Below are 13,248 nucleotides of genomic sequence, written 5' to 3'. Positions count from 1 at the left end.
ATGCGTATTTTAGTCTTATGCGCTAGTAATCCTAAAACTAACCCTCGCCCTTCTAGGCTCATTTCTTTTTTAAAACAGCACCATCAAGTGAGTGCTATGGGTATTGGCACAAACCTTAAAGAATGCGCTATAGAGGGGGTAAAAACCTTTATTTATCCTCCTTATCAAAAGCGCTCGTTTTTGCAAGAAATGCTTTTAGTGTTTAACGCTTTAATAAGAAACTATAAACCCATGATATTGACTAAAAACCGCCTTAAAATCGTTGAAATTTTACAAGAACATGCTTTTGAAGTTATTGTTTGCCATGATTTAGTGCTTTTACCTATCGTATTAAAGTATAAAAAACAAGCTAAGGTTATTTTGGATTTAAGGGAATTTTATAGCGCCACTGATGTGCAAAATTTTCGTTTTAGAATGCTTTTTAGCCCTTTTTTTAGCTATCTTACTAAGACTTATGCCAAAGAATGCGATAAAGTATGGAGCGTTTCTTATGGATTAAAAAAGCTTTATTTCAAACATTATGCTTTAAAAACAAGCGTGCTATATTCCTTGCCCTTAAGACATAATCTTTCTATAAGTCCTACAGATGAAAATAATATTGGCATTCTCTATCATGGATCTGCAAGTGTCAATAGGGGCTTGGAGCGTTTATTGGAAATGGCACAATTTTTAGAAAAACGCTTTTTTTTAGATTTAATGCTAGTAGGGGATAAAAATAACATCGCTTTTTTAAAAGAGCGGGCTAAAGCGTTGCAAAAAAAGGGCGTTAGGGTGCGTGTGATAGAGCCGGTGAGCTTTGAAAATTTAATTCCTTTTAGCAATGCTTATGATATAGGATTGTATGCAAACGCCCCCACTAATCTTAATATTATCAACGCTATGCCTAACAAGTTTTTTGAATACATTCAAAGCCTTCTAGCCTTAGTTGTTGTGCCAAATCTTGAAATGCAAAGAATGTTAAGGTTTTTTAAAAATGGCATAGCAAGTAAAAGCAGTTCGCCAGAAAGTCTAGCCCAAACTATCAATGCCTTAAGGGTTTGTGAAATACAGGATTTTAAGAAGCATTCTTTTAAGGCTAGTCAAATTCTATGCTACAAACACAATGAGTTAAAGATTGAACGAGTTTTAAAAGAAATGTTTGAAAAATAAGTCTAAAAATAAGGTGCTATTTTTAAGAGATAGCACCTAAAAGGTTTTTAGAAAGTGAAGACATAATTCACATACCATGAATACACACGCCTAAAGCTTAAGTCCATGTTCTTAGCTGTAATAAAAGGGTTTTTAAGCATGGGGAATTTTACGCCCCCCTCAATGCTAGAGTGTTTTAATATGCGTAATCTTGCCCCCACATTAAATAAGAATTGAAACGAAGTAGCCTTTTTACTCAAGCGTGTTTGCGCATTAATAATGCCCTCAAAGCTAGGGTTTGCCATAATCCATGAATTACCCGCAAACTGAACACCACCAAAAACACCAAGACTCATGATGCCATTGTTGATAAAATTGAGCATTAAATCTGCTGCCCCACCATAAGTGAGCATGTTAGGCTCAAAAGTAGGGGGGTTGAGCTTATTAGACAGACTAGATAAGCCGGCTTTTTGAGCTACTTGAGGGATAGCTTTATATTTGGGATTTTTCAGCTTGACAGAGTCCGCATGCGCATAGTCAAAAAATCCATAAGCCCTTAAACCTAAGTATTTTCCAAAGAAAAACTGATACCCAAGCATTACTCCAAAACCTTGGATTTCAGTGTTGGTGCGTTCTTTAATTTTGTTGATGTTAGATTGCATTTGAGCAACACCTTGTTGGTATCCTGCTCCTATAAAAACGCCATTACTATCCATGCCAAATGACACGCCAATAAAGGCAATAAGGGTCAATAAATGTTTGGAAAAAATCTTTTTCATAAAAATCCTTAATAAAGTTTAAATATAAAAACTATATTAGATTATCTAAAAAATATTAAAAAAGTCTTAAAATGAAAAAATTAAAAATAAAGAGGGGGCGTCAAAAAACGCCTAAAAAAAGCATTTTTTGAACAAGTGGTGCATAAAAATGGTTAATTAGAAATTATAAACATAGTTCACATAGAACACTACAGAACGCTTATAAGTGATTCCACCTCTCACAGGACCTGTGCCTTTAGTATTGTTGTATTCTGCCACCCAATAGTTTTGCACCAAAGGCACTTTCATGCCAATTTCAAAGCCGTTGTGCTTGTTGATATTGGTTCTTATACCCCATTCTAATGGAACTTGCACATAAGTGAAGTTATCACGGCAATATGCACTATCTTTACAAAAAGACCTAGCACTAGCCTGACCTGTATTGCTCCATGAAGAACCAGCAATCGCTACACCAAAGAATAAGCCCGCTTGAATATTATCCTTATCCACAAAGTTGAAAAGATAGTCAATCCCTACACCATAGACATTGTTATTAGACCTTCCGGCACCTGCATAAAGAGGGTTTGAATACGCATAGTCATAAAAGCCATAATAGCGTAAGCCATTACGCTTGGTTTTACCAAAGAAATGTTTATAGCCCACATTGATTCCCAAGCCATACATGTTACCAATGATAGTTTGCCCCCCAGCAGTGCCAAGAGCTTTTATAGGTGTTCTGCCTTCAGGACCAGCAGTTGTGTTGGTTACTTTTAATTGTGAATATTGAAAGCCAATGCTTGTATATACGCCACTATTTTCTGCCATAGCCGGAAGAGATAGCATAGAAGTTAAAAGAGTGCTTAAAGCTAGAGTTCTAAAAGTTTTCATAAAGAATATTCCTTAAATTAAAAATAAAATTAACCCATTAGGTATCCTTGAATTATTAATTAAAAAAGTATTTAAAAGGTAAATAAAAAGAAAAATTAATCCTTAGTCTCCGTTATTTTTTCAAATTGTGCTATTTTGGGGTTTTTTATGGTTTTTATAAAACATATTTTTTAATTTTATTAGTATCATAATAATAAATTATATAATCTTATAATTGATATAATGGTTTGATTTTAAAAGGTGCATTTTAAAGTTTTAAGCTACAATATACGCATGAAAGATTTGAGTAAAACCATAGGTGTGTTTGTGCGACCCCCCCATAGAGATAGCACTCGTTTAAAAGCGCTTAATCAAGCTAAGGAGCTTGTTTTAAAGCTTTTGAAAAATGATGGGTTTGAAAGCTTTGTGATTGATAATTTAGAAGACAAAGGAGCTATTGAAAAAGCACATGCTTTTTTGTGCTTAGGGGGTGATGGCACGATGCTTGGAGCTTTAAGAGCGGTGCATGGGTATCATAAGCCTTGTTTTGGGGTGAGAATGGGGAATTTAGGGTTTTTGACCGCTATTGAACTGCATGAACTGCAAGCCTTTTTGCAAGCCTTAAAGCTTAAGCAAGTGAAAGTAGAAAAACACTTGGCATTAAAAGGCGGTATAGAAAAAGAGTCTTTTTATGCAGTGAATGAAATTCTAATCACTAAAAAAGAGGCACTTGGGGTTTTAGGCATAGAGGCATGTGTGAGTGGCGTGGTTTTTAACACTTATATGGGCGATGGGCTTATCATTGCTACGCCACTAGGTTCAACCGCTTATAATTTGAGTGCTAGTGGGCCTATTGTGCATGCACTAAGTCAAAGCTATATTTTAACGCCTTTATGCGATCATTCTTTAACGCAACGCCCCTTAGTTTTAGGGGCGGAATTTTGCTTGAGTTTTAAGGTGCAAAAAGAGGCGCTTGTGGTTGTAGATGGGCAAGTCATCTTTGAATTAAAAGCCCACCAAAAGCTTTGGGTTAAAGCGAGCGAGCATTCTTCTGTATTGTTGCATAAGGCCGATAGAGATTATTTTAAGGTGCTTAAAGAAAAGCTATTATGGGGAGAAAGACAAGAGACACAAGAAAATAGCATAGAGGGTTTTAATGCTAATTAAGCGTTTAAAAGTGTGTCAAAACACCGTGTTTGAAAAGCTGGATTTGGAATTAAAAGATGGCTTAAGTGCGATTAGTGGGGCTAGTGGAGTGGGTAAAAGCGTTCTTATTACAAGCCTTTTAGGGGCTTTTGGGCTGAAAGAAAGTAATGCTTTAAATATTGAAGTGGAATTTATCGCCCCCTTTTTAGACACTGAAGAATACGGCATTTTTAGAGAAGACAATAACGAGCCTTTAGTCATAAGTGTGATTAAAAAAGAAAAAACACGCTACTTTTTAAACCAAACAAGCCTGTCTAAAAACACGCTTAAAGAGTTATTAAAAGGCTTAATCAAACGCCTATCAAACGACAGGTTTAGTCAAAATGAACTCAATGAAAATTTAATGCTATCCTTACTAGATGGCTATATTATGCATAAAAATCAGGCGTTTAGCCCCCTTTTAAACGAGCTTGAAAATAAGTTTATAAGCTTAGAAAAATTAGAAAAAGAAATGCATCTTTTAGAAGATAAAAAACGCTTTGTTAAGGACTTAGAAGAGCGATTGAGTTTTGAAAAAATGAAATTAGAACGCTTGGATTTAAAAGAAGATGAATACGAACGCCTTTTAGAACAGAAAAAGTTGCTCTCTAGTAAGGAAAAAATGAGTGATAAAATCACTCTAGCTTTACAGGTTTTAGACAACACCCATAAAATTACGCATGCTTTAGAGAGCATAGGACAAGATGCTGAATTTTTGGAAAGTGCCTTAATGGAAGCGAGTGCTTTATTAGAAAAAGAGCAAGCTAAATTAGAAGAATGCGAGCATTTGGATATTGAAAAAGTGCTAGAGAGATTAAGCATAGTGAGTGGGATAATCAAGGATTATGGGAGCATTACACAAGCTAAAGAGCGTTTAGATGATGTTAAAAACGAACTTCATAGCTTAAAAGAAATTGATAGTAATTGCAAAACCTACCACAAAGAAATAGAAAATTTAAAAACAGAATGCTTGAAACTATGCGAAGAAGTGGGTGCTTTTAGAAAAGAGTCTTTATCTCATTTTAACGCCCTTTTAAGCACTAAGGCTAAAGAGTTGCTTTTAAAAAGCCCTAGTTTGAGCTTAGAAGAAGCCCCTATGAGTGAAAAAGGCACTCAAAAACTTATCTTAAATTTACAAAATTCTAAGTTAGAGACAATAAGCTCTGGAGAATACAGCCGTTTAAGATTAGCTTTTATGCTTTTAGAAATGGAGTTTTTAAAGGATTTTAAAGGCGTGTTAGTTTTAGATGAAATGGATTCAAATCTAAGTGGCGAAGAGAGTTTAGCCGTTTCTAAAGCTCTTGAAACTTTGAGTAGCCATTCACAAATCTTAGCTATTTCGCACCAAGTCCATATTCCAGCCGTTGCTAAAAACCATATTCTAGTCTTCAAAGAAAATCAAAAAAGCGTTGCAAAAACGCTTAATAACGAAGAAAGGATTTTAGAAATCGCACGCATGATAGGGGGGAGCGAAAATATAGAGAGTGCCATCTCTTTTGCTAAGGAAAAATTAAAGGTGCAAGAATGAAATTTTTTCTTCTAAAAAAGTTCAGCGAATTTTTAAACACTCAAACAAGCTTTACTCTCAAACGCTTGAGTGCATCTTGTTTTTTATTAGAGACTTTTTCTAAAGAAAAATACGCCTTTGTTTTAGATTTTAGTGTGCCTTATATCGGCTTGTCTCAAAAACCACTAGAAAGCGTTTTGAAAAACACTCTAGCCTTAGATTCTTGCTTGAATAAATTCGCTAAGAACGCCAAAATTTTAGAAGCTAACATCATTGATAATGACAGAATTTTAGAAATCAAAGGCTCTAAAGATTTAGCTTATAAGAGTGAAAGTTTTATCGTGCGTTTAGAACTCATTCCCAAAAGAGCGAATCTCATTATTTTGGATAAAGAAAAATACGTCATAGAAGCCTTGCGTTTTAATGATAGGGTAGCCAAAAACGATATTTTAGGCGCATTGCCCCCTAACACATACGCCCATAAAGAAGAGTGTTTGGATTTTAAGGGCTTGTTAGGAATTTTAGAAAAAGATTTTTTGCTTTATCAGCATAAAGAATTAGAACACAAAAAAAATCAAATCATCAAACGATTAAACACCCAAAAAGAACGCTTGAGTGAAAAATTAGAAAAACTAGAAAAACCCCAAAAATTACAGCTAGAAGCTAAAGAATTGCAAACTCAGGCGTCGTTATTATTGACTTATCAGCATTTAATCAACAAACATCAAAATAGCGTTACTTTAAAAGATTTTGAAAATAAGGAATGCGTGATTGAAATTGATAATAGCATGCCTTTAAACGCCTTTATCAACAAAAAATTTACTCTTAGCAAGAAAAAGAAACAAAAATCACAATTTCTGTATTTAGAAGAAGAGAATTTAAAGGAAAAAATCGCCTTTAAAGAACACCAAATCAATTATGTTAAACAAGCTTTAAAAGAAAGCGTGTTAGAGATGTTTATGCCGATGAAAAATGCTAAGATTAAACGCCCTATGAGTGGGTATGAAGTGTTATATTACAAGGATTTTAAAATCGGCTTAGGAAAAAACCAAAAAGAGAATATTAAACTCTTGCAAGACGCAAGGGCGAATGATTTGTGGATGCATATTAGAGATATTCCTAGCTCGCATTTAATCGTTTTTTGCCAAAAAAACACCCCCAAAGATGAAATCATCTTAGAATTAGCCAAAATGTTAATTAAAATGCAAAAAGATGTGTTTAGTAGTTACGAAATTGATTATACACAGCGAAAATTTGTCAAAATTATCAAGGGAGCTAATGTTATTTACTCAAAATACCGAACTATTAGCCTAAAGGACACTTAAACATTCAAGGAGGTTAGCATGGGTGTTTCAGCTTTAGGTAATGTAACTTATATCAACCAAAACGCTCCCTTAAATTCTGCTATCCAACAAGGTGCTAGAAGTGATATGCTAGACTTAGCACAAAGTTTTCAAAACAAGCTTGAATTAGCTCAAGAAACAAGGGCGTTAGAAAATCTGCAAGCCATTAGCGATAAAAACCCTAAAGAAGGCTCTCCAAACCACTATCAAAGCCAGCAAAGGTCTAAGGCGTTTGAATTAGAAGAAGAAGAAATTGAATTATGGCATGAAGAGCATTTGCTAGATATTGTAGGCTAAGGTTTGTTAGAGGGATTTTTAATAACTTAGAAATTTTGCCTTAACCAAGTTTTTGGTTGGCGTTATGTTTTTAGAATTAGTGCTCTAAGAGGCTCATTCTAAAAATATCTCATTTAATGAGTGTGCTAATCTTTTTACAAATTTGTGCGATTTTTGATTCTAAATTTTTGGCTTTATAGTGTTTTTGTGCTTTTAAATGCGTTTGTTTTTTGCAACTTGAATAGTCCTTAATGGATAAGAAATTTTCTAAAATATTTTGAGCCTCTTTTAAACCATCAGCATGCTTTAATAAATTATGGTTTATTAAAAACTTGTCATGAAAGAGTGAAATAGAGCGTAAGGAGAGCGTAGGAATACCCAAATAGCAACTCTCTAAAGTCATTGTGCCACCAGCCCCTATAAAAATATCTGCTAGAGCATACAAGCTAAAAGCGTTATAAGTTTTTTCTAAAACGCAAATATTTTTGAAATTTTTAAAACGCTTTTTTAACTCTTCTTTATCATAACGAGGTACAATTAAAACTTCACAATCTTTTGAGCCTAAAAACTCCATTGTTTCATAAAAAAGAGAATGTTTTTTATTGACATAACTAGCTTTATATTCTTCTTCTCTAGCTAAGATAATAGGGGCATTGTTTTTTAACCCTAAACTTTCTTTTAAAAGATTGGTTGGATTTTTTTTAGCATATTCTATACACAAACTAGCGTCTAAAAAATCTTGTTTGATAAGCCTATCTTTAGGAATACCTAAATGCGTGTAACACTTTTTAGGCACAACAAAAGGATAGATGATAAGCGAACTTAAGGGCAGGCTTAAGCGAGCTTGTTTGGTGTAAAATTCCCTATTAAAAGTATCGCTAAACATGGGTGTATCGCTAAAATGTGCTATAGGAATATTTAAGGCATACGCTACACTCACCGCCTCTACACTTACCCCTGTGATTAACACGCTAGGCTTAGGGCGTGTTTCAAACAGCTTTAAAAACGCTTTTTCTCTCTCTAGTCTTGCCAAATATTTATCTTTTAAACTAGCGCTATAAGGAGCATTAATAGCTATATAGGGCGTGTTAAACATTTCTAAGATATTCACGCATTCATTATAGTGGGTGTCTTTTCTTGTGGTGATTAGAAGTTCGCCCATTTCTTGAAAATAAGGCAAAAACGCTTGAAAAAATAGAGCGTATTTAGGGTCTAAAATGTCTAACCAGATTAAGGGCTTAGTTAAAATCAAACCCACCCACTTCGCCTAAACTCATGCTTTCATAAGTGGCGTTCACATAAAGATTACGAGTTTCACAATTTAAGACTTGTTCGCATTTCAAGCAACTCATCACTTGCTTTTCCTTTTGACAAGCTTGTAATTTTAAAAGAGCATCATTAAAACGCTCTTCATATTCTAATTTTTTAGCACTATCTTGCATTATTCCCCCTTTAAATGCTCTTCTAAAATTTGAGCTTCATAGTGGCTTGTTAGATAGCATTCACACTTTTGGTGATAACTTTCAACACTTTGTTCTAACAAACGCTTTTTAATTCCTTTGTCAAAATAAAACGCTTCCCCCTTAGCTTTTTCAATCATAAAAGCTAGTGGAAAGACTTCAAAAAGCTTGCGTAATTTCTTTTGGGGATAAGAAAACATTCCGCCTTTTTTAATCAATAAGTGATGCACATCAGCGACCATTGACCCCGAATAGCGTAAGCGATAATTTTCTTCAAAAAGTGTGTTTAAAGCTTTTTTTAGTCCTAGAGAAAAGTCCTTTTGATTGCCCCCACTAGCGATGATTTTACCCTTATTTTCCAAAGTGATTGTTTCTATGAAATGGAACTTGTTTTCATAAAAAGCATAGCGATAAACTTTATCTAGGGCTATGACTAATTCCATTTTATGCCCAAAAACAAGATATAGACTAGCGACCAAATTTTGAGCCTTGAAATCGTTTTCATAAATTCCCATAATTGTGCCAACTAAGAAATTCGCTTCCATAACCGAACTCCCATCTAATGGGTCATAGGCGATACAATAAGAGCCATTTTCTTTAGTAATGGGTGTTTCTTTTTCTTCGCTAAAGACACTTTTGATATTTTCTAAGCTTAAAAGATTTTTTTCTAGGAATTTGTCTAGGGCTAAATCTGCCTTAATAGGGGTGTCCCCACTACTATTTTCTAACTTCGTGTAGCTCCCTGCATCAGGCTTACTTAAAATCTCTTGAGCTTTTTTAGCCCCTTTTTCTAAAAGACTTATAATTTCTATCACAATGTCTGCATGCATGCCTTTAAAATGTTTGTAATCCATAAAAACCCTTTTATGATTTGATTAAAAATGCTAACATTTTACTTTAAAACATTGAAATTAGGGAAGTATTTTGAAAGTAGCCCCAAGCCTTTTGAGTGCTAATTTTATGTATTTAGCACAAGAGATAGAGAGCGTGAGTAACGCTGATTTTTTGCATGTTGATGTGATGGATGGGCATTATGTGCCTAATTTAACCATGGGTCCTGTGATTTTAGAGAATGCCGCCAAAATGTGTAAAGTGCCTTTAGATGTGCATTTAATGGTAGAAAATGCGAGTTTTTTTATAGAGTTATTTGCCCCTTTAAAACCACAAATTATAAGCATTCATGCAGAAAATGAAAAGCACCCCCACAGAGTATTACAACTTATCAAAAATTTAGGCATAACCCCTGGAATTGTGCTAAACCCCCACACGCATGAAGAGAGCATTAAATACTTATTAGAAAGTGTTGGCTTAGTGCTTTTGATGAGTGTCAATCCGGGCTTTGGCGGGCAAAAGTTTTTAGACTTGGTGTTAGAAAAAGCTTTTAAGGTTAAAGAATTGATTAAAAAATATAACCCTAGCTGTTTTTTGGAAGTGGATGGGGGTGTGAATGACAAAAATATCCTTGAGCTTGAAGAAGTGGGCGTGGATATTGTAGTCTCAGGGAGCTATATTTTTAAAGCAAAAAATCGTAAGCTTGCCATTGAAGGCTTACAGAATGTTAGAAAATCTCTTGCATAAAGATATTCAAGTCTTAATCGCTCGCTTAAAGCACCAAGATTTAAGCTTAAGCACATTAGAAAATTCGCTCTCTCGTCTCATTGATGATGAAATCAATTTAGAGTATTTAAAAGCGTGTGGACTAAATTTCATAGAAACTCATAACGATTTAATCACGCTCAAAAATCTTAAAACCCCCTTTAAAGATGAAGTTTTTTCCTTTATTGATTTAGAGACAACCGGATCTGACCCCCTAAAACATGAGATTTTAGAAATCGGTGCCGTGCAGGTTAAAGGGGGGCAAATCATCAATCGTTTTGAAACTTTTATTAAGGTTAAAAGCGTGCCAGATTATATCACTGAGCTTACAGGCATTACCTATGAAGATACCTTGAATGCTCCAAATGTCAAAGAAGCGTTACAAGAATTACGCCTTTTTTTAGGTAATAGCGTGTTTGTGGCCCATAACGCTAATTTTGATTACGCTTTTTTAGGGCGTTATTTTGTGGAAAAATTGCATTGCCCCTTATTGAATTTAAAGCTTTGCACTCTAGATTTATCAAGGCGTGCAATTTTATCTATGCGTTATTCTTTGAGCTTTTTAAAAGAGCTTTTAGGGTTTGATATAGAAATTAGCCATAGAGCTTATGCAGACGCTCTAGCGAGTTACAAACTCTTTGAAATATGCTTATTGAATTTGCCTAACTATATCAAAACAACGATGGATTTAATAGATTTTTCAAAATGTGCTAACACCTTAATTAAAAGACCTCCAAGAGCTAGACACAATCAAAATCCATCGCTTTTCCCCTTTTTTGAAAGAGCAGAGGGTTTTTTTGAAAACCCAACCAAGCATAGCGACTAGATACCTCTATTGATTTGACCTTATTTTAACTATAGTTAGGGTAATTTTTGAAAGATTTGGTGCAGAAACTTAAAGGGGAAAAAAGCCAAATTCAAGTAAAATCGTTTGATAATTTTATCGCTAGGACTAGATAATGCGTGCAGTGTATGAAAAAGTGGATTTCTTAGACAAAAGGGCTGTTGAAAAATTACATTTAAGCGAAGATATTCTAATGGAAAATGCCGCTATATCTTTAGAAAAAGCGGTTTTTAAAAACACCCCCTTAAATTCTAAAGTCATTATTCTATGTGGGAGTGGGGATAATGGGGGCGATGGCTATACTTTAGCAAGACGCTTAAAAGGGCATTTTAGAGTGCTAGTTTTTGAAATGAAACCCCCAAAAAGCCCTATGTGCAAACTCCAAAAAGAAAGGGCATTAAAAATAGGGGTAGAAATTAAAAAATATAATCCATTAGATGATTTAGAATGCGATGTGTTAATAGATTGCGTAGTAGGAAGTCATTTTAAGGGCGAGTTAGAGCCGTTTTTAAGGGATTGTTTTGAAAATCTCTCTAAAAAAGCAAAATTTAAAATCGCCTGTGATATTCCTAGTGGGATAGATTTAAAAGGCAGAGTCTCTCAAGGGGCGTTTAAAGCAACTATGACTATCAGCATGGGAGCTTTAAAAACTTGCTTATTGAATGATAGGGTTAAGGACTATATAGGGACTTTAGAAGTGGGTAATTTAGGGGTTTTTAGCGGTGCTTATGAGATAGAAACAGACACTTTTTTATTAGAAAAAAGCGACCTGAAATTACCCCTAAGAGATAACAAAAACGCTCATAAAGGCGATTATGGGCATGTGCATGTGCTTTTAGGTAAGCATAGTGGGGCAGGACTACTCAGTGCGATGAGTGCGTTAAGTTTTGGAGCAGGAATTGTGAGTATCCAAGCCTTAGAATGCGAGATAAATCCTAGCAATAAGCCTTTAGAATTAGTTTTTTATGAGAATTTTCCTAACAAGCTTAGTGCGTTTGCACTAGGGATGGGGCTAGAAGTTATGCCAAAGGATTTTAAGAAGTGGCTTGAACTTGTGCCATGCGTTTTAGATGCTGGGGCTTTTTATCACAAAGAAATTTTACAAGCCCTAGATTATGAAGTCGTGCTTACCCCACACCCTAAAGAATTTTTATCGCTTTTAGAATTAGTGGGCATAAAGATAAATATGCAAGAATTACTAGATAATAAGCTAGAAATAGCAAGAGATTTTTCAAAGCGTTATAAAAAAATGGTGTTGCTTTTAAAGGGGGCTAATACTATCATCGCTCACCAAGGGCAGGTTTTTATTAACAATTTAGGGAGTGTTGCTCTAGCAAAAGCAGGGAGTGGCGATGTGTTAGCCGGACTAATTGTTAGCTTACTAGCTCAAAATTATACGCCCCTAGATGCCACAATTTGTGCAAGTTTAGCCCATTCTATAGCGAGCTTAGAGTTTAAAAATAACTACGCTTTAACACCCCTAGATTTGATAGAAAAGATTAAACGATTAAAAGCATAGGAACTTTATGAACGCATTAACAGCATTCTATGATTGCCCTAAAGAGTGGGAAGTGGTAAGGCTTGGGGATATATGCGAAATCACAACAGGATATTCAAAGAGTAAATCTATTGATAATTATGGAGAAAACTACATTGTAGACATGGGGGCTATATCAATCAATGGAGATTTAATAGCACATAAAAGAACGAGTTTAAAGCAAGATTTTTTGTCAAAAGACGACTTGGTTATGCCAAAAGATGATATAGGTGGAGGTAATATTATCGGTAAAGTTGCATATATTGATACTGACTACAAGTATATATTGGGCGACCATGTCTTTAAATTGCAAATAAAAATAAGTAAAAAGTGTGATGCCTTATTTTTAAAATACCGCATTAATTCTAATGAAGTCAATAGTGAACTAAGACTAAAAGCATGTGGGTCAGCACAACTTGGATTAAGTAAGATAAGCGTTACAAATCAATTAGTTTCTCTACCCCCCCTAAACGAACAAATTGCTATCGCTAAAATTTTAAGTAATTTGGATAATGAAATCACAAGCCTTAAAAATAAAATCAAAACATCAAAAAATCTTTAAACAACGATTTAATGAGTGCTAAGATTAGGGTTTAAAAAACATAAAAAACGCTAAAAGACCTTTTTTAAACGCATAAGACTTTTAAGAAATCTTGTTTTTTAATTTGTTTAGTGGTTAAACAATAAAAACGCTTTTAAAAGCGTTTTAAAAACAAATAATAAAGAGCTTGACAAAGTCAAGCGATA

At 34.5% G+C, this 13,248-nt stretch carries 14 protein-coding genes; 9 read left to right on the top strand and 5 right to left on the bottom strand.

Annotated features, from left to right (window positions below):
* Positions 1–1,149, top strand: coding sequence for a glycosyltransferase (locus C6H25_RS05300; RefSeq protein ID WP_104748419.1), 1,149 nt, complete (start codon positions 1–3; stop codon positions 1,147–1,149).
* A gap of 47 nt (positions 1,150–1,196) precedes the next feature.
* Here C6H25_RS05300 and C6H25_RS05295 read toward each other — a convergent pair whose 3' ends face one another.
* Positions 1,197–1,907, bottom strand: a complete 711-nt coding sequence (locus C6H25_RS05295) for an outer membrane protein (RefSeq protein ID WP_104748418.1) — start codon at positions 1,905–1,907, stop codon at positions 1,197–1,199.
* 156 nt (positions 1,908–2,063) lie between these two features.
* Positions 2,064–2,774: an outer membrane protein gene (locus C6H25_RS05290; RefSeq protein WP_233707339.1), complete on the bottom strand. Its 711-nt coding sequence runs from the start codon at positions 2,772–2,774 to the stop codon at positions 2,064–2,066.
* 273 nt (positions 2,775–3,047) lie between these two features.
* On the opposite strand from C6H25_RS05290, the gene C6H25_RS05285 reads away from it, so the two are divergent.
* The 4 genes from C6H25_RS05285 to C6H25_RS05270 are packed head-to-tail and all read left to right on the top strand — an operon-like array spanning position 3,048 to position 7,085.
* On the top strand, positions 3,048–3,920 hold the full coding sequence (locus C6H25_RS05285) for an NAD(+)/NADH kinase (protein ID WP_104748417.1): 873 nt from the start codon (positions 3,048–3,050) through the stop codon (positions 3,918–3,920).
* Positions 3,910–5,466: a DNA recombination protein RecN gene (locus C6H25_RS05280; protein WP_104748416.1), complete on the top strand. Its 1,557-nt coding sequence runs from the start codon at positions 3,910–3,912 to the stop codon at positions 5,464–5,466. Before C6H25_RS05285 ends, C6H25_RS05280 begins: the two co-directional genes overlap by 11 nt.
* Positions 5,463–6,770 (top strand): NFACT family protein, encoded by a 1,308-nt coding sequence (locus tag C6H25_RS05275; protein ID WP_104748415.1) that lies wholly within the window; start codon positions 5,463–5,465, stop codon positions 6,768–6,770. Before C6H25_RS05280 ends, C6H25_RS05275 begins: the two co-directional genes overlap by 4 nt.
* Before the next feature lie 18 nt (positions 6,771–6,788).
* A complete protein-coding gene (locus C6H25_RS05270) occupies positions 6,789–7,085 on the top strand; it encodes a hypothetical protein (protein WP_104748414.1) in 297 nt (98 codons plus the stop codon).
* Between the two features lie 109 nt (positions 7,086–7,194).
* Here C6H25_RS05270 and C6H25_RS05265 read toward each other — a convergent pair whose 3' ends face one another.
* The 3 genes from C6H25_RS05265 to C6H25_RS05255 are packed head-to-tail and all read right to left on the bottom strand — an operon-like array spanning position 7,195 to position 9,378.
* On the bottom strand, positions 7,195–8,322 hold the full coding sequence (locus C6H25_RS05265; protein ID WP_104748413.1) for a DUF354 domain-containing protein: 1,128 nt from the start codon (positions 8,320–8,322) through the stop codon (positions 7,195–7,197).
* Entirely contained in the window at positions 8,303–8,506 is a 204-nt protein-coding gene (locus C6H25_RS05260; protein ID WP_199768944.1) for a hypothetical protein, read from the bottom strand. The genes C6H25_RS05265 and C6H25_RS05260 overlap by 20 nt, the downstream gene beginning before the upstream one ends.
* Positions 8,506–9,378, bottom strand: coding sequence for a class 1 fructose-bisphosphatase (locus C6H25_RS05255; RefSeq protein ID WP_104748411.1), 873 nt, complete (start codon positions 9,376–9,378; stop codon positions 8,506–8,508). Before C6H25_RS05255 ends, C6H25_RS05260 begins: the two co-directional genes overlap by 1 nt.
* 70 nt (positions 9,379–9,448) lie before the next feature.
* Here C6H25_RS05255 and rpe point away from each other — a divergent pair, with 70 nt between their 5' ends.
* From rpe to C6H25_RS05235, 4 genes are all read left to right on the top strand, one after another.
* On the top strand, positions 9,449–10,102 hold the full coding sequence (rpe, locus tag C6H25_RS05250) for a ribulose-phosphate 3-epimerase (RefSeq protein WP_104748410.1): 654 nt from the start codon (positions 9,449–9,451) through the stop codon (positions 10,100–10,102).
* Positions 10,080–10,946 (top strand): 3'-5' exonuclease, encoded by an 867-nt coding sequence (locus C6H25_RS05245; RefSeq protein WP_104748409.1) that lies wholly within the window; start codon positions 10,080–10,082, stop codon positions 10,944–10,946. The genes rpe and C6H25_RS05245 overlap by 23 nt, the downstream gene beginning before the upstream one ends.
* A gap of 133 nt (positions 10,947–11,079) precedes the next feature.
* Complete coding sequence (locus tag C6H25_RS05240) at positions 11,080–12,483, top strand: NAD(P)H-hydrate dehydratase (RefSeq protein ID WP_104748408.1); 1,404 nt, start codon at positions 11,080–11,082, stop codon at positions 12,481–12,483.
* Positions 12,484–12,490: 7 nt separating this feature from the next.
* On the top strand, positions 12,491–13,063 hold the full coding sequence (locus C6H25_RS05235; RefSeq protein WP_104748407.1) for a restriction endonuclease subunit S: 573 nt from the start codon (positions 12,491–12,493) through the stop codon (positions 13,061–13,063).
* The last annotated feature ends 185 nt before the right edge of the window (positions 13,064–13,248 follow it).

It is taken from the genome of Helicobacter cetorum, assembly GCF_900198405.1.
Taxonomy (GTDB): Bacteria; Campylobacterota; Campylobacteria; order Campylobacterales; family Helicobacteraceae; genus Helicobacter; species Helicobacter cetorum_C.
Note: the sequence above shows the minus strand (reverse complement) of the source record. Positions and strands in the feature narration are given on the sequence as shown.

Bases quoted from the DNA above. Each gene is read 5' to 3' on its own strand.
- C6H25_RS05275 (WP_104748415.1), top strand. From the start codon at position 5,463: ATGAAATTTTTTCTTCTAAAAAAGTTCAGCGAATTTTTAAACACTCAA.
- C6H25_RS05285 (WP_104748417.1), top strand. From the start codon at position 3,048: ATGAAAGATTTGAGTAAAACCATAGGTGTGTTTGTGCGACCCCCCCAT.
- C6H25_RS05280 (WP_104748416.1), top strand. From the start codon at position 3,910: ATGCTAATTAAGCGTTTAAAAGTGTGTCAAAACACCGTGTTTGAAAAG.
- C6H25_RS05245 (WP_104748409.1), top strand. From the start codon at position 10,080: ATGTTAGAAAATCTCTTGCATAAAGATATTCAAGTCTTAATCGCTCGC.
- C6H25_RS05260 (WP_199768944.1), bottom strand. From the start codon at position 8,506: ATGCAAGATAGTGCTAAAAAATTAGAATATGAAGAGCGTTTTAATGAT.
- C6H25_RS05295 (WP_104748418.1), bottom strand. From the start codon at position 1,907: ATGAAAAAGATTTTTTCCAAACATTTATTGACCCTTATTGCCTTTATT.
- C6H25_RS05240 (WP_104748408.1), top strand. From the start codon at position 11,080: ATGCGTGCAGTGTATGAAAAAGTGGATTTCTTAGACAAAAGGGCTGTT.
- C6H25_RS05300 (WP_104748419.1), top strand. From the start codon at position 1: ATGCGTATTTTAGTCTTATGCGCTAGTAATCCTAAAACTAACCCTCGC.
- C6H25_RS05235 (WP_104748407.1), top strand. From the start codon at position 12,491: ATGAACGCATTAACAGCATTCTATGATTGCCCTAAAGAGTGGGAAGTG.
- C6H25_RS05290 (WP_233707339.1), bottom strand. From the start codon at position 2,774: ATGAAAACTTTTAGAACTCTAGCTTTAAGCACTCTTTTAACTTCTATG.
- C6H25_RS05270 (WP_104748414.1), top strand. From the start codon at position 6,789: ATGGGTGTTTCAGCTTTAGGTAATGTAACTTATATCAACCAAAACGCT.
- C6H25_RS05255 (WP_104748411.1), bottom strand. From the start codon at position 9,378: ATGGATTACAAACATTTTAAAGGCATGCATGCAGACATTGTGATAGAA.